General features: G+C 56.1%; 18 protein-coding genes. 14 read left to right on the top strand and 4 right to left on the bottom strand.

The annotated features are described in order from the left end of the window. Positions 1–5: 5 nt before the first annotated feature. Positions 6–563, bottom strand: a complete 558-nt coding sequence (locus tag E6C51_RS13375) for a DedA family protein (RefSeq protein ID WP_190236348.1) — start codon at positions 561–563, stop codon at positions 6–8. A gap of 404 nt (positions 564–967) precedes the next feature. Between E6C51_RS13375 and kdpF the strand changes: the two genes are divergently transcribed. Genes kdpF through E6C51_RS13345 form a run of 6 tightly spaced genes read left to right on the top strand, consistent with a single transcriptional unit; the run spans position 968 to position 8,851 of the window. Further along, positions 968–1,087, top strand: coding sequence for a K(+)-transporting ATPase subunit F (gene kdpF / locus E6C51_RS20280; protein WP_083638641.1), 120 nt, complete (start codon positions 968–970; stop codon positions 1,085–1,087). Positions 1,088–1,107: 20 nt separating this feature from the next. Beyond that, complete coding sequence (gene kdpA, locus E6C51_RS13365; RefSeq protein WP_190236324.1) at positions 1,108–2,817, top strand: potassium-transporting ATPase subunit KdpA; 1,710 nt, start codon at positions 1,108–1,110, stop codon at positions 2,815–2,817. Positions 2,818–2,828: 11 nt separating this feature from the next. Beyond that, positions 2,829–4,865 carry a potassium-transporting ATPase subunit KdpB gene (gene kdpB / locus E6C51_RS13360; RefSeq protein WP_190236323.1) on the top strand — a complete coding sequence of 679 codons (2,037 nt, stop codon included), beginning with the start codon at positions 2,829–2,831 and terminating at the stop codon, positions 4,863–4,865. Positions 4,866–4,869: 4 nt separating this feature from the next. Further along, complete coding sequence (gene kdpC / locus E6C51_RS13355; RefSeq protein ID WP_190236322.1) at positions 4,870–5,439, top strand: potassium-transporting ATPase subunit KdpC; 570 nt, start codon at positions 4,870–4,872, stop codon at positions 5,437–5,439. Between the two features lie 8 nt (positions 5,440–5,447). After that, positions 5,448–8,153, top strand: a complete 2,706-nt coding sequence (locus E6C51_RS13350; RefSeq protein WP_190236321.1) for a sensor histidine kinase — start codon at positions 5,448–5,450, stop codon at positions 8,151–8,153. Then, a complete protein-coding gene (locus E6C51_RS13345) occupies positions 8,150–8,851 on the top strand; it encodes a response regulator (RefSeq protein WP_190236320.1) in 702 nt (233 codons plus the stop codon). The genes E6C51_RS13350 and E6C51_RS13345 overlap by 4 nt, the downstream gene beginning before the upstream one ends. Positions 8,852–8,962: 111 nt before the next feature. Here the strand turns inward: E6C51_RS13345 and E6C51_RS13340 are convergent, their stop codons facing one another. Together E6C51_RS13340 and E6C51_RS13335 are read right to left on the bottom strand one after the other, a co-directional pair. Further along, positions 8,963–10,366 (bottom strand): coniferyl aldehyde dehydrogenase, encoded by a 1,404-nt coding sequence (locus tag E6C51_RS13340; protein ID WP_230987288.1) that lies wholly within the window; start codon positions 10,364–10,366, stop codon positions 8,963–8,965. Between the two features lie 5 nt (positions 10,367–10,371). Further along, complete coding sequence (locus tag E6C51_RS13335) at positions 10,372–11,517, bottom strand: MFS transporter (RefSeq protein ID WP_190236319.1); 1,146 nt, start codon at positions 11,515–11,517, stop codon at positions 10,372–10,374. Positions 11,518–11,748: 231 nt separating this feature from the next. On the opposite strand from E6C51_RS13335, the gene E6C51_RS13330 reads away from it, so the two are divergent. The 7 genes from E6C51_RS13330 to E6C51_RS13300 all read left to right on the top strand — a co-directional run bounded on the left by E6C51_RS13330 (position 11,749) and on the right by E6C51_RS13300 (position 19,804). Next, entirely contained in the window at positions 11,749–12,789 is a 1,041-nt protein-coding gene (locus E6C51_RS13330; RefSeq protein ID WP_190236318.1) for an AraC family transcriptional regulator, read from the top strand. A gap of 106 nt (positions 12,790–12,895) precedes the next feature. After that, complete coding sequence (locus E6C51_RS13325) at positions 12,896–14,494, top strand: xylulokinase (RefSeq protein ID WP_190236317.1); 1,599 nt, start codon at positions 12,896–12,898, stop codon at positions 14,492–14,494. Next, complete coding sequence (locus tag E6C51_RS13320) at positions 14,487–15,140, top strand: class II aldolase/adducin family protein (RefSeq protein WP_190236316.1); 654 nt, start codon at positions 14,487–14,489, stop codon at positions 15,138–15,140. Before E6C51_RS13325 ends, E6C51_RS13320 begins: the two co-directional genes overlap by 8 nt. 1 nt (position 15,141) lies before the next feature. Continuing rightward, positions 15,142–16,605, top strand: coding sequence for an aspartate aminotransferase family protein (locus E6C51_RS13315; protein WP_190236315.1), 1,464 nt, complete (start codon positions 15,142–15,144; stop codon positions 16,603–16,605). A gap of 1 nt (position 16,606) precedes the next feature. Further along, entirely contained in the window at positions 16,607–17,287 is a 681-nt protein-coding gene (locus E6C51_RS13310) for a hypothetical protein (protein ID WP_190236314.1), read from the top strand. Positions 17,288–17,330: 43 nt separating this feature from the next. Then, entirely contained in the window at positions 17,331–18,389 is a 1,059-nt protein-coding gene (locus tag E6C51_RS13305; RefSeq protein WP_190236313.1) for an NAD-dependent epimerase/dehydratase family protein, read from the top strand. A 251-nt stretch (positions 18,390–18,640) separates the two neighbouring features. Continuing rightward, entirely contained in the window at positions 18,641–19,804 is a 1,164-nt protein-coding gene (locus E6C51_RS13300) for an OmpP1/FadL family transporter (RefSeq protein WP_230987286.1), read from the top strand. A gap of 123 nt (positions 19,805–19,927) precedes the next feature. On the opposite strand, the gene E6C51_RS13295 is transcribed toward E6C51_RS13300, so the two are convergent. Beyond that, positions 19,928–20,998 carry a LacI family DNA-binding transcriptional regulator gene (locus E6C51_RS13295; protein WP_190236311.1) on the bottom strand — a complete coding sequence of 357 codons (1,071 nt, stop codon included), beginning with the start codon at positions 20,996–20,998 and terminating at the stop codon, positions 19,928–19,930. 240 nt (positions 20,999–21,238) lie between these two features. On the opposite strand from E6C51_RS13295, the gene E6C51_RS13290 reads away from it, so the two are divergent. Beyond that, positions 21,239–22,216 carry a substrate-binding domain-containing protein gene (locus tag E6C51_RS13290; RefSeq protein ID WP_146935844.1) on the top strand — a complete coding sequence of 326 codons (978 nt, stop codon included), beginning with the start codon at positions 21,239–21,241 and terminating at the stop codon, positions 22,214–22,216. The last annotated feature ends 17 nt before the right edge of the window (positions 22,217–22,233 follow it).

Here is a 22,233-nt window from a genome sequence, read left to right as displayed (position 1 = left end):
TGGCGCTATTTTTCCGCATATTTTTGATAGAGAACGGCGGCGCACAGCACCACAAGAATGGCCACCAAAGCGAAGGCGAGATGTGCTTCGAGCGCAAATCGGCCCAACAGCGTTTCAATACCGTGGCCAAAGATAAAGCCAATCCCGGCAATAACCGGCCCCCAGATTGCCGCAGCCATCGCGTTCAGCGCCATGAATTTGAGGGTGGGAATGCGTGACATACCGATAACGATCGGGCTGATGGTGCGCATTCCATAAATCCAGCGAAAGGCCACGACAAACCCGGTGGGATAACGCTCGAGTAGCTCTGTTACACGGATCAGGATCGGATGCGAAATCAGCTTGCGCACCCACAGATTGCCGCTGGCATAGCGCCCGGCAAAAAACAGCAATTGATCCATCAGAAACGACCCTGCGGCGGCAGCCATTGCCACCTGCCAATAGATCAGCAAGCCGCGATGGGCGAGCACGCCGCCGAGAAAAACCACAGCTTCGCCTTCTATCCCCGCACCGCCAAAGACAGCGAGCAAGCCATAATGCTCTACAAAATGTTCAATCGACAAAAGTGTGATCCCCATGATGGATGCTGGAGACACACGACAGCCGCATATCTTTCCGCGAAAGCTCTCTTTACCGCGCCCTGCGCCATATGTGGCACATAAAGTTTTGCTGCCGCACTTTTCTATCCGCTGTAGCACTTTTAAGCTGCTGCATAATTTTCTCCTTAAATCGATTCCGATTTAAGGAATTATGCAGAAGCCTCAAAGATCCGCCCGGAAGCAATTTGTAAGACCTCCGCCGCCATAGGCTCGATCTTTATATTTTCTTTATGCCCGCACCGGCTCTTCGCAATCGAAACCTGAGCCGAAGTCAGCCTAGATTGTGCCTGTAAACAACAGGAGTGCGGCTATGTCCGACATCATCTTTATTGCGCTGGGCGTGGGCATCTTCGGTGCTCTCGCGCTTTATGCGCATTCTCTCCAGCGTTTGTGAGGGTGCCATGCTTGAGCCCCTTATTGGTCTTTTCATTGCAGCGGCCCTGGCAGTCTATCTGGTGGCAACGTTGCTCCGGCCCGAGAAATTCTAAACGCCTCAAGGACATTTCCCATGACTTTGCTCGGATGGATGCAAATCTGCATCGTCTTTCTGCTCGTCCTTGCCGTCATCAAACCGCTTGGTCTTTACATGAGCGCGGTTTTTTCCGGCAAACCAACATTTCTCACCCCCGTTCTCGCCCCGCTGGAGCACGGATTTTATAAACTGTCTGCGATCAAGGCAGACAAGGAACAGGGATGGCTGGCCTATACGCTGGCCATGCTGGCATTTTCGCTGGCTGGCTTTATCGTTCTTTATGCCATTATGCGCCTGCAAGCCTATCTGCCCATCAATCCGCAAGGCTTCGCCAATGTGCCTGCCGATCTGTCGTTCAATACCGCCGTCAGCTTTGTGACCAATACCAATTGGCAAAACTATAGCGGTGAGGCGGTGATGAGCAATTTCACCCAGATGGCCGGTTTGACAGTGCAGAACTTCCTGTCTGCGGCCACGGGCATTGCGCTGGCCATTGCCGTGACCCGCGCCTTTATGCGCTCGCAAAGCCCGACCCTTGGTAATTTCTGGGTCGATGTCACCCGCGCCACGCTGTATGTGCTGTTGCCGATGGCTATCATTCTGGCGCTGGTGTTTGTGGCGCTTGGTCTGCCGCAGACGCTGGATGGCTCGGTGGCTGCCACCACGCTGGAAGGCGCAAAGCAGATGATCGCCGTTGGCCCTGTGGCCAGTCAGGAAGCCATCAAGCAGCTTGGCACCAATGGCGGTGGCTTTTTCAATGCCAATGCCGCCCATCCGTTTGAAAATCCAAATGTGATTTCCGGCTATCTCAACATCTTTGCGATGATGTCTATCTCCTCCGCTCTGGTGTTCACCTTTGGCGAAATGACCGGCAACCGCCGTCAGGGCTGGACCCTGATCTGCTCGATTGCTGCTCTGCTGCTTGCCGGTGTGGCGATCATTTATTGGGCCGAATCCCAAGGCAATCCCATTCTGACCTCGCTGGGTGTAGATAGCCTGCAAGGCAATATGGAAGGCAAGGAAGTGCGCTTTGGTCAGGCCATGACAGCGCTTTATGCCGCCGTTACCACGGGTGAATCCAACGGTGGCGTCAATGGCATGATCGGCTCGTTTACCGGCCTTGGTGGTCTGGTGCCGATGTTCCTGATTCAGCTTGGCGAAATTCTGCCCGGCGGTGTTGGCTCCGGTCTTTATGGCCTGATTGTGTTTGCCATTCTGGCGGTGTTTGTGGCTGGCCTGATGGTGGGACGCACACCGGAATTTCTGGGCAAGAAGATTGAATCGCGCGAAATGAAATTTGCCATGCTTGCGGTGCTGATCCTGCCTGCCGTCATCCTTGGCTTTTCAGCGGTGTCTGCCATGTTGTCCTTTGCGGTGGCCAGTATCGGCACGCCCGGTCCGCATGGTTTGTCAGAAATTCTCTATGCCTTTACTTCTGCTGCCGGCAACAATGGCTCGGCCATGGGCGGTCTGAATGGCAATACCGCCTGGTATAACACCACGCTGGGTATTTCCATGATGCTGGGCCGCTTTGGGTATATCGTACCCGTGATGGCCATTGCCGGATCTCTGGCCGCCAAGCAGAAAATTCCGGCATCGACAGGCACATTCCCTACCGCCACACCGCTTTTTGCCGGTCTTCTCATCGGGGTCATCCTGATCCTTGGTGGCCTGCAATTTTTCCCAGCACTCGCCCTTGGTCCGATTGTTGAGCATCTCGCCATGCTCGCTGGCCAAACATTTTGAGGGAGATTTCCATGTCTCGCACATCCTCCAGCATGAGCATTCTTGATCCGTCCATTCTGGGACCAGCCGCAAAAGATGCCTTTATCAAGCTCGATCCCCGCAAGCTGGTGCGCAATCCGGTGATTTTTGTCACCGAGGTTGTGGCAGCCTTTGTCACGGCCCTTTGCCTGCGTGATCTGATCACCCACACTGGCGATCCGGTTTTTTCTGGCCAGATTGCCGCCTGGCTGTGGTTTACCGTGTTGTTTGCCACCTTTGCCGAAGCCGTGGCCGAGGGCCGCGGCCGCGCTCAGGCCGAAAGCCTGAAAAAGACCAAATCCGAGTTGGTGGCCCGCCGTCTCTCGGCCAATGGTCAGGAAGAGATGGTGCCTGCCACCAGCTTGAAAGTCGGCGATATTGTTCGCGTTGATGTGGGTGAACTCATCCCCGGCGATGGTGAAGTGATTGAGGGCATTGCCTCGGTCAATGAAAGCGCCATTACCGGCGAATCCGCGCCCGTCATTCGTGAATCCGGCGGCGACCGCTCGGCTGTCACCGGCGGCACACAGGTGCTGTCGGACTGGATCAAGGTGCGCATCACCGTGCAGGCTGGCTCCAGCTTTGTGGACCGCATGATTGCTCTGATCGAAGGGGCCGAACGGCAGAAAACCCCCAACGAAATCGCCTTGTCCATTCTTCTGTCCGGCCTGACGCTGATCTTCCTGATTGTCGTTGTCTCGGTCTGGGGTCTGGCAGGTTATTCCGGCACAGTTGTGTCCATCACGGTTCTGGCAGCTTTGCTGGTGACGTTGATTCCCACCACCATCGGCGGCCTGTTGTCGGCCATCGGCATTGCCGGCATGGATCGTCTCGTGCGGTTCAATGTTATTGCCACCTCGGGCCGGGCCGTGGAAGCCGCAGGCGATGTGGACACGCTGCTGCTCGACAAGACCGGCACGATTACCTACGGCAACCGTATGGCGGCTGACTTTATTCCCGCTCCCGGCGTCGATGCCAATGAGCTGGCCGAAGCAGCCCTGCTGGCAAGCCTTGGCGATGAAACCCCGGAAGGCCGTTCGATCATTGCTTTGGCCAACGGCACCTATGGTGTGAAAACGCCCAATGTCACGGTGGATCTTCTGGTGCCATTTGCCGCCGAAACCCGCATCTCGGGTTGCGATATTGGCGATCGGCGCTTGCGCAAAGGGGCCGTTGACTCGGTGCTGAAATTTGCCAACGTCAAGGAAAACAGCGCCCCTGCCGCTTTCCGTCAGGCCGTGGAAAAGGTGGCCCGCACCGGCGGCACACCGCTGGCTGTTGCCAATGGCAATCGTCTGCTGGGTGTGATTCATCTGAAGGACATGGTCAAGCCGGGCATCAAGGAGCGGTTTGCAGAATTGCGCGCCATGGGCATTCGCACCGTGATGGTCACGGGTGATAACCCGGTCACAGCCGCCGCCATTGCTTCAGAAGCTGGCGTGGATGATTATCTGGCCGAAGCCAAGCCGGAAGACAAGCTTGCCTATATCCGCAAGCAGCAGCAGGGCGGTCGCCTTGTGGCCATGTGCGGCGACGGCACCAACGATGCCCCAGCACTGGCGCAAGCCGATGTGGGTGTTGCCATGCAGACCGGCACCCAGGCCGCCCGCGAAGCCGCCAACATGGTGGATCTCGACTCCAGCCCCACCAAGTTGATCGAAATCGTTGGTATTGGCAAACAGCTCTTGATGACCCGTGGTGCGCTGACAACCTTCTCGATTGCCAATGATGTGGCCAAATATTTTGCCATCATCCCGGCCTTGTTCGTTGTCACCTATCCGCAGCTCAATGCCTTGAACATCATGGGGCTATCGTCGCCCAAGTCGGCCATTCTGTCGGCTGTAATTTTCAATGCGCTGATCATCATTGCACTCATTCCGCTGGCGCTGAAGGGCATTGAATATCGCCCGGCCAGTGCTGCCGTGCTGCTGCGCCGCAACCTGCTGATCTACGGGCTTGGTGGTCTGGTTCTGCCCTTTGCGGGCATCAAGATCATCGACCTTGTGGTTGGCTTCCTCAATCTGGTGTAAGATCATGCTTAATCATCTTCGTCCCGCATTTTCGCTTGTTATTCTCATGACCGTGCTCACGGGGATCGGCTATCCGCTGGCTATTACCGGGGTTGCCAAGTTTGCCATGCCTGCGCAGGCCAATGGCAGCCTGATCACCAAAGGCGATACCGTGATTGGTTCGCAACTGATTGGCCAGAATTTCACAACCGAGCGTTATTTCTGGCCACGGCCATCGGCCACAAGCCCCGATGCCTACAACGCGCAAGCATCGGGCGGCTCCAATCTGGGGCCAACGGCGGCCAAGCTGCGTGATGCGGTTGCCGCCAACATCAAGCACCTGAAAGACAGCGGCATCGATGGCCCTCTGCCCGCCGATGCCGTGATGGCCTCCGGCTCCGGCCTTGATCCGCATATCTCGCCAGCGTTTGCCAAGGCGCAGATTGCGCGGGTGGCCAAGGCGCGAGGCTTGCCAGAAACCAGCGTTGCTGCTTTGGTGCAAAGTGAAACAGTTCTGCCGTCCCTTGGCTTCATTGGTGAACCACAGGTCAATGTGCTGAAGCTGAACCTGGCACTGGATGCATTGAAAGGCTGATCAAGCGCATGGCTGCAAGCAGTCAAGACCCGGACAAGCGTCCCGACCCGGATGCTTTGCTGACCCTGGCGGAGAAAGACCGCCGGGGTAAACTCACTGTTTTTTTAGGCGCTGCGCCGGGTGTGGGTAAAACCTATGCCATGCTGTCGCGCGCCCGGCGCTTGCATGATGATGGTGTCGATATTGTCGTGGGTCTGGTGGAAACCCATGGCCGCTCGGAGACCGCTGATCTTCTCAAGGGTCTCACCATTTTGCCACGGCAACAGGTCAATTATCGTGGCCGTGTGCTGGAAGAGTTTGATCTGGATGCAGCGCTGATCCGCAAGCCCCGCATTCTGATTGTTGATGAGCTGGCTCACAGCAATCCCGAGGATGCCCGCCATCCCAAGCGCTATCAGGACATTGAAGAGCTGATCGAAGCGGGCATTGATGTCTGGACGGCGATCAATATCCAGCATCTCGAAAGCCTTTCGGATCTTGTCACCCAGATCACCGGTGTCACCATCCGTGAGCGGGTGCCCGATACGGTGTTGAACAAGGCTGATGAGGTGCTGCTGGTGGACCTGCCCCCGGCAGAACTGGTGGAGCGCCTGCGGGGTGGCAAAGTCTACCTGCCGGAGAGCGCCACCCGCGCCGTGGATCGCTTTTTTCGCATCGGTAATTTAACGGCCCTGCGCGAACTGGCCCTGCGCCGCACCGCCGACCGCGTTGATGACCAGATGATCGATTATCTGCGCCAGAATGCAATCGAAGGCCCATGGGCCAGCGGTGAGCGTTTGATTGTCTGCGTCGGCCCAGACCCTTTGTCTGAAAAGGTGGTGCGCACGGCAAGCCGCCTTGCCTCTGGCCTGAATGCGTCATGGATCGTTGTGCATGTCGAAATGGTCGATCGCGATGCCGGGCAGGGCGAAGACCAGCAACGGCTGGAACGCACATTGCAACTGGCACAACAATTGGGTGCCGATCTGCGCCGCATTGCGGGCAGCGATTTTACCGAAGAGCTGATAAAGCTCGTGCGGCGCGAGCACGCCACCCAGATTGTCATCGGCACATCGCAAAAGCGCCCCTGGTATTCCCTCCGACGCCGCACGCTGCCCGATGCGCTGGCAAAGCGCTCGCCGGGCGTTGCCATTCATCTGGTGCCGCCCGATCAGGGTGAGAAAAAGCGGGCATTCATATTCAAGCCAATCGAGTTGTCCAATGCGCCGCGCTCATTGCTGGTGGCGGCGGGCTTTGTTGGTGGTGCCACCGCTCTTGGGGTTGCCATCGACAGCTTTGTGCACCTGCCCAATCTATCGATTATCTTTTTGCTGGCCGTGTTATCGGCGGCAAGCTACGGCGGCCTGTTGTCGGCGCTGGTTGCGGCGGGCCTGTCCACATTGGCCTATAATTTCTTTTTCATTGTGCCGCGCTATACGTTCACGGTTGCCGAACCCTATGAAGTGTTTGCCCTTTTTGCCTATCTTGGGGCCGCGGTCCTGGCGGGCAGCTTGGCCGCGCGCATTCGCGAACAGGCGGCCACAGCCCGTGTGCGCACCATCGCCATGCAGGCGCTCTATGATTTTTCCCGAAAACTTTCCGGCACCGTCAAATCAGACGAGGTGCTCTGGGCTGCCGTGACCCAATTGCAGGCCAGTGTCAAAGGCAACGCCATTTTGCTTTTGCCGCAAGACGGTGATCTCAAAACGCAAGCGGCATGGCCACCCGATACCGAGCCGGGCGTGACCGACATCACCGCCGCACGCTGGGCCTATGAAAAGCAGGAACCGGCGGGCAAGGGCACCGGCACCCTTCCCAACAGCCGCTTTCACTTCCGGCCCTTGATGACACCCCACGGTGCCGTTGGGGTGTGCGGCATAGAGCAAGGCGACACTGCGCTGGATGCGGCGGGAGAAAAGGCATTTTCGGCCATTCTGGATCAGACCGCCATTGCCATTGACCGGGCACGCCTGTCCAAAACCAGCATTGAGCAGGCCGCAAGACTGGAAGGCGAGCGCTACCGTGATGCTCTGCTGTCTTCCATCTCCCATGATTTGCGCACACCGCTTGCCACCATCACCGGGGCGGTCAGCAGTCTGCGCACTTTTGGTGACAAGATGGATGCGGAAAGCCGCGACGACCTTTTGCAATCGATCGAGCAAGAAAGTGAACGTCTTTCACGTTTTGTCGCCAATCTCCTCGATATGAGCCGCATTGAAGCGGGCATGTTGCGCCTGAAATGCGATTGGGTGGATGTGGCTGATGTTGTTCGGGCCTCCACTGATCGGGCGCGCAAATATTTTCCGGGACGGGTGATTGAGACGGGCATTGCGCCCGACCTGCCATTGATCGAGACGGACAGTGTTCTTTTGGGGCAGGTGTTGTTCAATCTTCTCGACAATGCGGTCAAATACGGCGGAACCGAGCCGATCAACGTCTATGCAAGGCGCGATGGCAATGAGGTGCTGATTTCTGTCACAGACCTTGGTAAAGGTATTCCTGTGGAAGAGCTTGAGCAGGTTTTTGAGAAATTCTACCGCCGTGGCAAGGCGGATGGCCGCGCACCGGGAACAGGGCTTGGCCTTTCGATTGCACGGGGTTTTGTCACTGCCATGGGCGGCACAATCAAAGCGGAAAGCCCCGCTTTGAAAAAGAGAGGCACGAGAATTGTGATGCGGTTTCCGATCAAAGAGATACAGGGCAAGGACATGCCCTGTCGAGAGGACGCACCATGAGCCTTGATCGGGTTTTGGTGGTTGATGACGAGCCGCAGATCCAGCGCTTTTTGCGCCCGGCGCTGACGGCTGCCGGCTACCATGTGATTGAGGCTGCCACCGGCGCAGAAGCCTTGAAAGCGGCCGCCACCGCTGCACCTGATGTGATGATCCTTGATCTGGGCCTGCCCGATATGGACGGCAAAGAGGTGATTGCCAGCGTGCGCGGCTGGTCGGAAATTCCGATCATCATTCTCTCGGCCCGCGACAGGGAAAGCGAAAAAATCGCGGCCCTCGACCTTGGCGCGGATGATTACATCGAAAAGCCCTTTGGCATTGGCGAGTTGACAGCCCGTATTCGCACCGCCCTTCGCCGAAAAAATCGCGAAAGCGCTATTGCGACCGTTTTGAACGTTGATGGTCTGACCATTGATACCGTGCGCCGACTGGTGACGCGGGATACAAAGCCTATCAAGCTGACACCGAAGGAATATGACCTCTTGGTTCTGTTGGCGCGCTACTCAGGCCGGGTGGTGACCCACAAAACATTGCTCACCTCCGTATGGGGTCCGGCGCACGGCGATGATCTTCATTATTTGCGGGTGTTTATTGGTCAGCTCCGCCAGAAGATAGAGCGAGATCCAACGCAGCCGAGTATTATTTGCACAGAAGCCGGGGTTGGCTACCGCTTTATGGGCGACGACAAAGAGATGGCCTAACCGCCTGGACTCTGTCAGGTTCACCAAAGCTCTGTTTTAAACGTTTTTGCGAACTGCCTATCCCACTACGGCATAATTCCTTAAATCGATTCCGATTTCAGGAATCATGCTTCAGCCCCGCCCCATCAACTTTGCCAGCAGCCGTGTCATGACCCCATAGGGCGGCATAGCGAGACGGGCCGGGTTGAATATACGCACTTTGCTGATGCCGCGCGCGTGGGAAAACCGCCGAAAGCCATCTTGACCGTGATAGGCACCGAGGCCGCTTGGTCCAACGCCGCCAAAAGGCAGATCATTTTGCGCAACGTGAAGAAGTGTGCCGTTGACCGTCACATTACCGGAAATCGTTTTTTCCAATACGCTGCGCTCCAACGCACGGTGACTTGTGAAAAGATAAAGCGCCAGAGGACGCGGACGGGCACGGATGAAAGCGATTGCCTCATCAATTGTCTCATAGGCAATGATCGGCAGGATGGGCCCGAAGATTTCCTCCTCCATCAAGCGACAATCGGCAGGAGGATTCAGCACAAAAGTCGGCCTGATACTTTGCCCCTGTTGCGCAACGGCAATGTCGGCGGTCACCAGTTTCACACCCCGGCTCTGGCATTCATCAAGTCCATCCATCAATCGTGCGTAACTGCGCTCTCCAAGAATGCTGGAATAGTTTTCAGCGGCGCTGGATTTTGGATAACGCTGTTGCACTTCTGAAACCAGCGCATCGACAAGACCATCAAGACGGCTTTTCTCGACCAGCACATAGTCCGGCGCAATGCAGGTCTGGCCTGCATTCATCAGTTTACCAAAGACGATGTCGCGCGCAGCACGCTTATTGTCATAATCCGGCGCGATCAGCGCTGGCGATTTGCCACCAAGTTCAAGTGTCAGGGGTGTAAGATTGGCGGCCGCCGCCGCCATGACCTTTTTGCCCACCGCCGTCGAACCCGTAAAAACGAGATGATCGAAAGCAAGCGCTGAGAAAGCCGCTGCCACCTCGTTATCGCCCTCCACCACAAGCACCTCGTCGGCGGAGAAATATTTGCCAATCAAGGATGATATCAGGGCCGAGGTTTGTGGTGCCAGCTCCGAAGGCTTGATCATGGCGCGGTTTCCTGCGGCCAGCACATCGATCAATGGTCCAAGTGTCAGAAAGAGCGGATAGTTCCAGGGGGCCATAATGCCGACGACGCCAAGCGGCTGATATTGAACATAATTTGAAAGCTGCAAAAACTCGATGGAGCGCGCGCGACGCTCCGCTTTCATCCAACGCTTGAGATGGCTGCGCGTATGTCTCAGCGCGCCCATCAGCGGCACAATCTCCAGCATTATCGTTTCATGCTGGGAGCGGTGGCCAAAGTCGTTGGAGACGGCAACGCACAGAGCGTCCTGGTTTTCCTTGAGCAGTTGGCCAATCCGGCTCAGACGATCGCGGCGCGTGGCAAGCGACGGATTGATGTCTGCCTCGAACGCCTTGCGCAGCCTCGCCAGTGACATCTCAAGAAAGTTATTTTCGCTCAACCTGCTCACTCCGATAGGCCTGTTCTCACTGTTGCCGGAAGGCTGCGGTGAAGGTGTCCAAACACCAATATTGCACACACAACGGCAAGCACCAAAGGCAGGATACATGACCAGGCAAAGACCGAGGCACCTGCCATGGAGAAAATAGGCCCCGCAATGGCTGTGCCAATGGTTGCGCCGATGATGGCGATGACCAGAATGCGTGACATGAGAGAGCCGTCCGGGTCATTTTCTGTCAGCACACCGGTCACAAACGGGGTGACAATGAAAAAGCCGATGTTGACCAGAACCTGTGTGGCCAAAAACACGGAAGCCGTGAAGACATGGAAAAGATAGTAGATTGATATAGCCATGATCACGAAGCCAAGCAAAACCACAGGCAGACGCTTGGCCTTATCATGGGTCATCGCTGGAACCACGGCCCCCAGAAAACCGGCAAGCGATGAAATGGCGAGATAAAACCCAACCTCGGAATTGTCGAGGCCAATACGCTCGCCGACATAGCCACAGATGGCCCATTGTCCGGCCTGAACAGCATAGACCATGAACACGATGATCATCGCCAGTGTCATCTTTTTGCGATCGAGCCTGGAATGCACCGTTGCTTTTTGCAAGTCGCGCGGCCGTCTGGCCATAAACAGCATGAAAGGTGCCATGAGGGCTACAAAAGCGGTAATGGCGAGAAACACCGGCGCTTGCGCCTGTTGATGCGGCATCAGCGATACAACGAACAGCAAAATACCCATTGCCGTGCCGCCAATGAGCGCAAGCGCCCCCCACAACCGCTCGGCATTGGCCAGCGACGCGAGGTTCATCGCAACGATGGAAAAGATCGCGCCTTCACCCAGCCCCGTGATAAAACGGGCCAAGGCAAGCAGCGACGGTGATTGCTGCCAAAAGCTTGACGCTTCCCCGGCAAGAACAGCCAGCACACCGCAGATTGCCACGGCTTTCCATGACCGCTGCGCCAGTTTCGGCAGGAACAGACCATAAATCGCAACCCCCGCCAGTTCCGCACTGGCAACAATGGTCGCAAGCCCTTCATTGTATCCGGCAAGTTTGCTCATCGCTAAAACGACCACCGGCATAACCATCGTGCCATTCAACGCGATGGCATAGGCGGCACTCAAACTGACAATCCATAAGATCATTGCAGTCTCTCCCCGGGAGATTACCACGCTGTGCGACCGTTCCAGCCTTTCTCCAGCTTTTCGAATGACGACCATATGACAAGCCCCCGATCCTACAAATGATTTCGGGGGCCTGTTTCGGGTCATTTTCGGCCAATAATGGTAAGAACAACGCAAAGTTTATTGACCGGACAGTTGGAAAAGAGGTGTCATAAAAGCAATATAAGTGTCGGGGAGGAGATCAAACGGCACATGAAACCTATCGATTCACGTTTAACGACGGCCAATATCCCTGTCTTCATGCTGAGAAGCCTCGTGGCAACGCTGAAAGACTGCAACATCGATGTCAGCCGGTTGCTGGTGGGCGTCGGGCTTACCCTGACGGATATAGAGGATCCAGACTGTCGGGTTTCATTTCGCCAGGGCCGTGAAATCATTGTTCGCGCGCTACAGATGGCAGACGGCCATGCATTGGGACTGGAGACAGGCTTTCGACAAAACATACACTCCGTTGGGCTCGTTGGCTTTGCGATGTTGACATCGGCCACCGTTGAAGAGGCCGTCAAACTCGGCATGCAATTTCAAAAGAACACGGGAAGCATGCTGGAGTTTGACACCCGCTTGACCAAAGAGGGGGTTGCTATTACCGCGGCCAGCCGTTTCCCGGAGCCTGGAATCTACAGCTTTCTTGTTGAAGAAGCCTTCGCCAATTTCATGACAATCGGTATTGGCCTGTTGGGCGATGGCTTCAAGCCGCTGCGGGTTGAACTCGCCTATCCAGAGCCTGCACATTCGGCGGCGTATAAAAGGATTTTCGGTTGCGAGATTCGGTTTGGAACCATTGAGAATCTTTTTCTGTGTGAACCAAGCTTGTACAAACAGCCCTTGGCGACCTCTGATCCCTACACCAATCGGCAATTGCTCGAATGTATCGCCTATCATCATGAACGGGCAAGGGAGGCTGTGGAAACCACAGAAGCCGTTGAGCGCGTGCTGCGCCAGAAGCTTGAAAAGCGGATCAGCATTTCAGGCGTCGCCAAGACATTGGGCATGAGCGAGAGAACATTGAGGCGCAGACTTGCTGAGGCTTCCGTGTCCTTTCAGGACTTGCTGGACGATCTGCGCAAGAACAAAGCTCTGGAACTTCTGGGCAATCCTCAGATGTCTATCGAGCAGGTCGCCTTTGCCGTTGGCTTTACCGACTCGCATAATTTTCGCCGTGCTTTTCGCCGCTGGACCGGCACAACGCCGGGTGCGCTTCGAACCGACCTATCTCGGATTTGGCCGGAATAGACCCTGATTAGGGCGGCTGGACCGCTTCATTTCGCCGCCTTGGCGGGACTATCCTCTCAGTAAGAAAACCGACCGGCCCGAGCCGGCATGATCCGGCTGAGGGGCCATGACAGGCACACATCAATATATTCTTTCCATCGATCTCGGCACCAGCGGCTGCAAAGTCGGCTTGGTGTCTTTGGCAGGTGATGTTGTCGCCTGGGCCTTTCGCCCCGTGGAGCTTATCGTCGTTGACAGCGTTGGTGCAGAACAACGCCCGCAGGATTGGTGGGATGCGTTCATTGATGCGACCCGCGAAGTCTTGAGTGTCAGCGACGTTCCGCGCTCCGATATTGTTGCTATCTGCGCCTCGACCCAGGGAGAAAGCACTGTTGCCGTTGATCGCAACGGTCAAAGCTTGATGAATGCTGTCCTCTGGCTGGATATGCGGGGCGCGCAACACCTCAAGAACACAATGGGCGGCCGGGTGAAAATCGCGGGCTACGATGCCTTGAAACTGCAAAAATGGATTCGCTTGTGTGGCGGTGCGCCTGCGCTTTCGGGCAAGGATCCGGCAAGCCATATGCTGCTCATCCGCGATGCCTTTCCCGAGATCTACGCAAAAACCTACAAATTCCTCAATGTTCTCGATTATATGAACCTGCGCCTGACCGGGCGCTTTTGTGCCACACAGGATTCCATTCTGACGTCGTGGGTGACAGACAATCGTGACCCGGACAATATTCGCTATGATGACGGCCTGATTGCCACCAGTGGCATAGAGCGCGAAAAATTTCCTGACCTTGTGCGTTGCACCGATGTGATCGGAACCGTGCTCCCGGATGTTGCCGAACAGCTTGGTCTCTCAGCAAAGACCTCTGTGGTGGCCGGGGCGATCGATAATTCCGCAGCCGCCATTGGTGCAGGCACACTCGATGACTTCGATTGCCATCTCTATGTCGGTTCATCTTCGTGGATTGCCGCACACGTTCCTTTCAAGCGCACCAATGTGCTCGATCAGATCACATCCGTGCCTTGCGCCGTTCCCTCCCGATATCTGATGGTGGCCCTGCAAACGAGCGGGGCGAACAATATCGCCTTCCTCAAGGATCGCATTGTGTTTCACGATGACGGTCTGATCAGGGGCGAGCCTTCGGCCGATACCTATCGCATTCTCGACGAGATTGCCGCCCGCCAGCCGATTGGTGCTGATGGTGCACTCTATCTGCCATGGTTGTTTGGAGAGCGCTGCCCGGTGGACGACCCCTTGCTTCGTGCGGGCATTTTTAATCTCGGCATGGGCCATAATCGCGAAACAATCGTGCGCGCCGTTTTTGAGGGTGTGGCATTCAACACCCGCTGGATGATGAAGCCGATCCAGCGTTTCATGCGCAAGCGTCCCGAAGCGATTACCATGATCGGCGGCGGTGCCATGTCGAATATCTGGTGTCGCATTTACGCCGATGTCCTCAACGTCACAATCCGCCAGCCCCATGATCCTTTGAAGGCAAATGCGAGAGGGGCCGCCTTTATCGGTGCCCATGGGCTGGGTTTGATGCGGCTGGATGAATCCGTGCGTCAGGTCAAGATCGAGCGGTTTTATGAACCATCGGCACCTGCTGTTGCATTTTACGAGGAGCGTTTTGGCATTTTCAATGAGCTCCACCGCCGCCTTGCTCCAATCTATCACAAAATAAACAGCTCAAAGGGCTTCAAACATGGTTAGATTTGCCACCGTTCGCCAGGAGATTGCCGATACGTGTCGCTATCTGGCAGATCATGGTTACTTTGCCGGCACGGGCGGAAACATTGGTGTCCGGCTTGACGCCAGCCTTATGGCCGTCACGCCATCTGCCACCGATTATTATGCCATCGGCCCCGCAGATGTGCCGATCATCGAGATTGCAACGCTAAAACGCGTTGACGGTGAGACGGTGCCAACGGTGGAAAAGGCGCTCCATGCCTGCATGATCAAAGCCTATCCATCGCGGCGCGCCAGCATTCACACCCATCAGCCGGTTGCCAGCGCCATCGCTCTTTTGCATGAGATTCTGCCTTGGGGACCGGGTATCAGCACTGATGCCAATGGCGACAATGTTGGTTTGATCCCCTACAGGCCATCGGGAACGGGCATGCTTGCCAAAGCCTTCGCCAAGGCAATAAAGCCCAAGACCTACGCCTACCTTATGGCAAGTCATGGCGTTATCTGCTCGGCAGACAATCTGAAAGCGGCAACAACAATGCTGCGCCAGATCGAGCAATCCGCCCAGCATTACCTTCAAACACGCATCCAAAAAATGACAACGCTCGACAAGCAGCTTCAGGCCTTTCTTTTGGCAGCGCTGGAGACGTCGAAGGGCAAAGGAGCCTGATATGAACATGGCAACAAGAACCGCAGAACCCGCCGCCTATGCCATCAGCACCTGGCCAGACAATAAGGATCTGATGGATCGGCTCGGCACCTTGCTGAAACAGCCGCCCAAAGGCATATCCAAGGCCAATATGCCCAAGGTTTTGGACTATTTCGAGCAAAAATGCCAGACATCCAAGGCTTTGGCGACACGCGCAAGCGAGGTTATTCCCGGCGGTGTGCAGCACAATCTTGCCTTCAACTATCCCTTCGCAATTGCGGCCACCAAGGTGGATGGCGCGCATATGTGGGATGCCGATGGCAATCAATACATCGACTTTTTGCAGGCAGGCGGCCCAACACTGCTGGGGTCAAACTATCTGCCGGTGCGCGAAAAGGCCCATGAAATCTTGGATGCCTGCGGGCCGGTCACAGGCCTGCTGCATGAGTATGAAATCAAGCTGGCCGAAATCATCCGTCAGCACATGCCGGGTATCGAGATGTTTCGCATGCTTGGCTCCGGCACCGAAGCCTGCATGGGGGCCATCCGTCTCGCCCGCGCCTACACCGGCAAGAAATGGGTGATCAAGGTCGGAGGCGATTATCACGGCTGGAGCGACCAGATGGTGTATGGCATGCGCGTGCCGGGAACGGGCCGCCGTGAGGCAACCGGCATACCAAAGGGCGTGACAGGCTATACGCAGGAAGTCTTTCCCAATGAGCTTGGCACGTTGCGTCGCAAACTCATGCTGAACCGCATTCGCGGCGGCACGGCTGCGGTCATTGTCGAGCCGCTCGGCCCCGAGAGCGGCACGCGACCTGTGACCCCGGAATATAACAGGGAGGTGCGCAAGCTTTGTGACGAGTTCGGCGCGCTGTTGATCTTTGATGAAGTGGTCACCGGCTTTCGCGTCGGCATGGGTGGCGCACAGGGCTATTTTAACGTCAATCCCGATATCACGGTGTTTGGCAAATGCCTGACCGGCGGCTATCTGATGGCGGGCGGTATTGGCGGACGAAAAGAAGTGATGATGGCCCTTGTCGGCGGCATTGGCACCTCCAGCAAACGGGCCTTCGTTGGCGGCACACTCTCGGCCAACCCCTTGTCCTGCGTGGCTGGCTATTATGCCATTGAGGAAATGGCCCGCACAAACGCTCCCATTCTGGCCGGGCGGGCCGGAGATCGGCTGGCGCGGGGCCTCAAGGAAATCATGAACCGAAGAAGCCTGCCCTATGTTGTCTACAACATGGGCTCGATTGTTCATCTTCAGACATCCGCAGTGCTGCTGATGAGCATGCGCAATCCGATCAAGCTCATGCGCGAGGCCAATGCTCGAAAGCACCTGATGGAAGAAATGGGCGCTGCCTATCTCTCGCAGGGGCTGCTCACCCTTGCCGGAAGCCGCATCTACACCAGCATGGCCGACACCGATGAGGTGATCGACGATGCACTCAACCGTTTCGATACTGTGTTCGGGATGGTGTGATATGGTCGCTCCAATGGTAAATCAGGCGGTCAGTCACCAGACCAATGCCAACGTGGAAGAGGAATTGGGGCTCGCTGCGGCCCGCCTGTTTGGCAAGGGTTTGCTCAAGCCGGGTGATGTTGTCTCTCAGCGCATTCCTGAGCGTCAGGCCTTTGTGCGCGTTCGCATCGAGGCCGGGCGCGACATTCCCGGCACGTTCGAATGGGTGGATATGACCCAACCATCGACAGATCTCCATCAGCGGATTTATCAGGCCCGCCCGGATGTCGGGGCGATTGCAGCGGGTCAACTCACCTGGTGCTCCTGGCTATCGCGTACTGATTTGACCATGCCAGCCATTTTCGATGAGCAGGTTCGTCATCTGGGTGTCGAAGCAAAACGCGTCGGCCTATCCTCAAAACAAACGGGTCCGATACCGGCGCTTTCAAATGGCGCAAACGCATATTGTCTGGACGATCTTGTTCTTTGCTTCGGCATGGGGCTGGAACGTCTGCTGCTGAATATCGAAATTCTGGAAAAATGTGCGCAGTGTTATGTGCTGGCCCACAGCTCAGGCAGCCGTGTGAGGCGGATTCCGTGGCTCATCCGTTACATTGCAAATGGCCGATTGCGCAAAGACGAAAAAGAGGCCGCAGCTCTGCACATCAGCGGCAAACGATCCGTGATGAAAGCTGGCTATTGATCTGCTGAACAGCCGTCATATAGCCGGGAGGAGGAGAGCAAACATGCAAGAGACTGCACGAGAGACTGTCCTTGTGACGGGTGGTAGCGGTTTTGTCGCGAGCCATGTTATTTTGCAGCTGTTGCAAGCGGGCAAGACGGTGCGCACCACGGTGAGAAGCTTGCGAAATGCTGAAAAAATAGCGCCGCTGCAAAAGATGCGGGCGCAATTTGATAACCGCCTTGAACTGTTCGAGGCGGATCTTTTGCGGGACGGCTCATTTGACGCGGCCATGGCCGATTGCAGCATCGTCTATCACGTTGCCTCGCCTTTCAAACTGCCGGAGAAAATCAAGGATGGCCAAAGAGAGATGGTGGAGCCAGCGTTGCGCGGCACCCATAATGTGCTGGGTAGCGTCAACAGAACGCCTTCGGTGCGCAAGGTGGTCATGACATCGACCATTGGCGCCATCTTTGGTGACTATGCTGACGTGCGACGCATGAAGAACAACACGGTTGCCGAAGAGTATTTCAATACGACCAGCACCGTTGACAATAACCCCTATCATTACTCAAAGGTGCTGGCTGAAAAAGCCGCCTGGGCAAAAGCCAAGGAACAGGACAGGTGGGAGCTTATCACCATCAATCCCGGCATGATCCTCGGCCCCTCTCTGACACCGGCGTCTGAATCCGGCTCACTGTTTTTGCTGGACGAGATGTTCAAGGGCTATTTCTTCTACGGCATGCCCGATCTGAGCCTTGCCTGCGTTGATGTCCGCGAAGTGGCCGCAGCCCATATCCGCGCTGCTGAAAATCCTGCGGCCCGGGGCCGTTATATCGTGGCTGAAGACCACACCCGCAGCTTTCTCGAAATTGCGTCCGTGGCGCGAAGGGTTCATCCCAGACCCTATCTCTTGCCCACCTGGCAAATTCCCAATGCCGTCGTGCGGCTCGTAGGGCCGCTGTTCGGACTGACCCAGTCTTACATGACCAACCATCTCGGCATTCGTTTCGCGCTCGACAATCATCGCAGCCGCGAAGAACTCGGCATCACATACCGACCATTTTCGGAGACGATTGCCGATCATTACCAAAGCTGGGCGGACCAGCGCGGCCGGTCCTGATCACCGGCCACGATCAATAGGGTTGCGTCCCCTCCTTGCGACACGATAGGGGCAAATGGCCGTAAATGATCCTTCTTTGTCCCCGCTGCCACGTTGAAGGTTGACCCTCTGTCCATATTCTGGACACGATCAGCGCAGAGGGGCGTTGCGATAAGCCGGCAGGAGGCAAGGACCGGCAAATCATCAGCGACAACCAACTGCGTGATCATCTCCATAAAAACAAGGTGGGAACGTAGCAGATGAAATTCAGGATGGCTCGGCGCACAGGCGCCTTCCTGCTGTTGGCAGGCATGACGACGGCATATTCCATACCGGCGATGGCAGGCGGCTTTTCGCGCGGTGAGGCAAACACTGATATTCTTTTTGATGACGCACGTTTCAGCACGGAATCGTCGCTTGTGTATGTGTCGCCAAATCGCTCCTATTCAAAACTCCTTGGGCAGTCCGTCCATGATGGCGATTATTCTCAGTCCTTTACCATTCCCAATATCGCCTTTGCTGCGCGCTTAACCGACAATCTGTCATGCGCCTTCACATACACAAAACCGTTCGGCGGCGCAGGGACCTATAGCCAGGCCGCACAAAATGCTGAAGGCGTGACAGCCGCCGCCAATGGCAATCCCTTGCCAAACCCCACCTCTCACATGGAACTGTCGTCGGACGAATATGGCGGGACATGTGATGTGCATGTTGCCGCCGGTCCCGGACGCCTGCACTTTATCGGCGGTATGTTTATTGAAAGTTTCAGCTATCGCGAGGACACGTTGATCGGCAGCGTGCGGCTGAGAGATAACGGTGAATTCGGATATCGGGCAGGGCTGGCCTATGATATTCCTGAATACGCCTTTCGCGTCCAGCTCCTCTATCGTTCCGAGGTCAAGCATGAAGGCAATGGCACCTTCACGGCGTCCGATGTCGGCACCTCGCTGGGTATTCCAAACACACTGCCAGCCTTCGGGAAGGGCACTCTGCCGCAATCCATCAAGCTTGCCGCTCAAACAGGCGTGGCACCGGGTTGGCTCGTTTACGGTTCTGCCGCATGGACCGAATGGAGCGTCTTGCCGAATTTCAACTACACAGTCACAGATCTTGGTACGGCCCGAAAGGTGTTCAATTACAAAAACGGCTATACGCTCCAGCTTGGCGTCGGCCACGACTTCACCGACAAGATTTCCGGCTCCACCGACATCACCTGGGATCAGGGCGTGGGCACAGGTGCCGATATCACCACCGATACCTGGACCCTTGGTGCTGGCCTGCAATACAAGGCCAATGTCGGCACATTTGGCCTGGGTGCCGCCATCTCCTACCTGACGGCCGGGAAGCAGCGTGTATCTCAGGGCGCGACCTTTGATGCCGACGCCAAAGGCGATTGGGCCGTGGCGGCAGCCGTGTCCTACAAACTGAAATTCTAAAGCCCGTCGCAGTGCCCATCGCAGTCAATGGGATTCACTGCGACATGCTTCAAGCCGACATCAGATCCAAACGGGATTTTTGATCGCTGACGGCCTGCCTGCCTCACCAACCCGCAAAAGCAATCACTTCGCGGTGTGCATCTGGCTGACGTCGTCGAGCGGGCCGGTTAGCGCGGTGCGAGGTGGGATCAGCATTGGTTCGATGATTGTTACGAGCGGCTCAACGGGTGCGGTGTCCAGAAGCTCGAAGCCGATTTCGAGCATCTTGGAAATATCGGGTTTGATCATGTAAACCGGAAACGGCAAAAATGATGCGAAGGGATCGTAGTCAAAACAGCCAACCACGATGTCCGAAACAACCGAAGGATCATGCCTTCCCATAAAGCGCAGAAGGCCCTCGAAGTTGATGGATGAGTTGACGAAGAAGCAGCGCGGCAGGCGGCCTTTTCTCTTAAAATAGTTTTCGAGAACAAGCTCTGTCATCCTTGGTGAATAGCCTGTTTTCTCGACATCATCGACGCTGCCGTCCGCTTTGAAATAAGCGCTTTTGGCGGCATGAAAGCCAGCGATGCGCTCAAGACTGGCATGGTCATCATGCCCACCAAACAGCACCACATCGTCAGGCGAAAGCGCGCCAGCGCGTGCCGCATGCTCCAAAATCGCGCTGGTTAGAATTTCAGCACCATGTCTGTTGTTGGAAATGACAGAAGAAGCGAGCTTACCGGGAAGATCGAGATTGACATGGGGAAGGGCGGCATCGGCGCAAACCTGATGGACACCATCGGGGTTGGCCACGCCAGCAATGAACAGCGCATCAATCGAATAGGCGATCAGACTCTCCACAGTTTTGCGCTCTGCTTCAGGATCGCGCCGCCCGGAAACAACCATCGGTGAGAGACCACGCTTGTGGGCCTCGGCCTCAAAAGCCTGCGCCATGGAGGAAAAAAACCGGTTTTCGTAGACAGGCACCAAAAGGCCCACCAGACCTGATTTGGAGCTGCGCAACCCTCTGGCCTGAAGATTGGTGGTATAGCGCTGCGCCTTCGCCAGCGAGAGGATTTTCCCAGCCGTTTCTTCAGAAATGCGACGCTTGCGCCAGGTGCCATTCAACACAGCGCTGACCGTCGATGCGGATGCGCCTGACAACACCGACAGATCGTAAATAGTCGCCTTCTTGGGATTAAGGTCTGCCATTTTCATCCTCCTCATGAAATTGATGTGTAGAGCAATCCTCCTCTTGACGAAAGAAAAAAATCTGCCTAACGTTTCTGCACCATCGATTGTGCAACCTTGAAATATCGATTGTGCAAACGATGTACGCTATGGGAGTAGCAGGAGGAAAATTTCGAATAGCCGAGATCAAAGTGCTCGCACGCAGAGGCAAAAGCTGTGGCGGGACACCTGCTGAACACGTTTCCTGGAGGAGGAACACTCGTGAAAAAAATCATTTCAGCCGCATTCGGTCTGTCACTTGCCTTGCTCGCGTCCACGGCTTTTGCCGCAGGCCCCAAGGTTGGTGTCGTTGTTAAAATCGGCGGTATTCCGTGGTTCAACGCCATGGAGGCAGGCATTAAGGAACAGAGCGCCAAGCTTGGCGTCGATGGCTTCATGGTCGGCCCGACCAGCGCCGATCCTGCTCTTCAGGTGCGCGCCATTGAGGATCTGATCGCGCAAAAGGTCGATGTCATTGGCGTCGTTCCGAATGATGCGAAAGTTCTGGAGCCAGTGTTGGAGAAGGCGCAGAAAGCTGGCATCAAGGTCATCACGCATGAATCGCCCAATCAGAAGGGCGCAAACTGGGATTTCGAACTGGCGTCGGCCAAGGGCTTTGGCGAAGCCCATGGCAAGCTTCTCGGCGAAAAGATGGGCGGCAAGGGGTCTTACGCGGTTTTCGTTGGCTCGCTCACAGTTCCGCTGCACAATGCCTGGGCTGACGCGGCGATCGCCTACATCAAGGCGCATTATCCTGACATGAAGCTCATTGGCGACCGCTATGGCGTTGCAGAAGATCTCGATAAAAGCCGTTCTACAGCGCTCGACCTTATGTCCGCCAATCCCGATCTGAAGGGTTTTCTGGCCTTCGGTTCGCAGGGGCCTATTGGTGCCGGACGCGCCGTGGAAGAGCGCCGCAAGGACGGTAAAGTGTTCGTGGTTGGTCCGTTTTCTCCCGGACAGGGTGCCAAGCTCATCAAGAGCGGCGCTCTGACCGGTGGCTTCATGTGGAACCCCAAGCAGGCGGGCGAAGTGTTCATTACGCTTGCTGATCGTCTCGTCAAGGGCGAAACCCCGAAGGCTGGCGATGACATTGAGGGTCTTGGCAAGATCAATCCAGAAGGCAACACGATCGTCGTCGATCAGCTTCTGAAGATCGACAAGGAAAGCATCGACAAGCTTGTCGGCATGGGTCTTTAAACACGCCTGAGCGTCGA

It is taken from the genome of Gillisella terrae (assembly GCF_004801395.1).
GTDB classification, from domain to species: domain Bacteria; phylum Pseudomonadota; class Alphaproteobacteria; order Rhizobiales; family Rhizobiaceae; genus Allorhizobium; species Allorhizobium terrae.
Note: the sequence above shows the minus strand (reverse complement) of the source record. Positions and strands in the feature narration are given on the sequence as shown.

Excerpts from the sequence above, each read along its gene's own strand:
- kdpF (WP_083638641.1), top strand. The coding sequence starts at position 968 with ATGCGCATTCTCTCCAGCGTTTGTGAGGGTGCCATGCTTGAGCCCCTT.
- kdpA (WP_190236324.1), top strand. The coding sequence starts at position 1,108 with ATGACTTTGCTCGGATGGATGCAAATCTGCATCGTCTTTCTGCTCGTC.
- kdpB (WP_190236323.1), top strand. The coding sequence starts at position 2,829 with ATGTCTCGCACATCCTCCAGCATGAGCATTCTTGATCCGTCCATTCTG.
- kdpC (WP_190236322.1), top strand. The coding sequence starts at position 4,870 with ATGCTTAATCATCTTCGTCCCGCATTTTCGCTTGTTATTCTCATGACC.
- E6C51_RS13350 (WP_190236321.1), top strand. The coding sequence starts at position 5,448 with ATGGCTGCAAGCAGTCAAGACCCGGACAAGCGTCCCGACCCGGATGCT.
- E6C51_RS13345 (WP_190236320.1), top strand. The coding sequence starts at position 8,150 with ATGAGCCTTGATCGGGTTTTGGTGGTTGATGACGAGCCGCAGATCCAG.
- E6C51_RS13335 (WP_190236319.1), bottom strand. The coding sequence starts at position 11,517 with ATGATCTTATGGATTGTCAGTTTGAGTGCCGCCTATGCCATCGCGTTG.
- E6C51_RS13330 (WP_190236318.1), top strand. The coding sequence starts at position 11,749 with ATGAAACCTATCGATTCACGTTTAACGACGGCCAATATCCCTGTCTTC.
- E6C51_RS13325 (WP_190236317.1), top strand. The coding sequence starts at position 12,896 with ATGACAGGCACACATCAATATATTCTTTCCATCGATCTCGGCACCAGC.
- E6C51_RS13320 (WP_190236316.1), top strand. The coding sequence starts at position 14,487 with ATGGTTAGATTTGCCACCGTTCGCCAGGAGATTGCCGATACGTGTCGC.
- E6C51_RS13315 (WP_190236315.1), top strand. The coding sequence starts at position 15,142 with ATGAACATGGCAACAAGAACCGCAGAACCCGCCGCCTATGCCATCAGC.
- E6C51_RS13310 (WP_190236314.1), top strand. The coding sequence starts at position 16,607 with ATGGTCGCTCCAATGGTAAATCAGGCGGTCAGTCACCAGACCAATGCC.
- E6C51_RS13305 (WP_190236313.1), top strand. The coding sequence starts at position 17,331 with ATGCAAGAGACTGCACGAGAGACTGTCCTTGTGACGGGTGGTAGCGGT.
- E6C51_RS13300 (WP_230987286.1), top strand. The coding sequence starts at position 18,641 with ATGGCTCGGCGCACAGGCGCCTTCCTGCTGTTGGCAGGCATGACGACG.
- E6C51_RS13295 (WP_190236311.1), bottom strand. The coding sequence starts at position 20,998 with ATGGCAGACCTTAATCCCAAGAAGGCGACTATTTACGATCTGTCGGTG.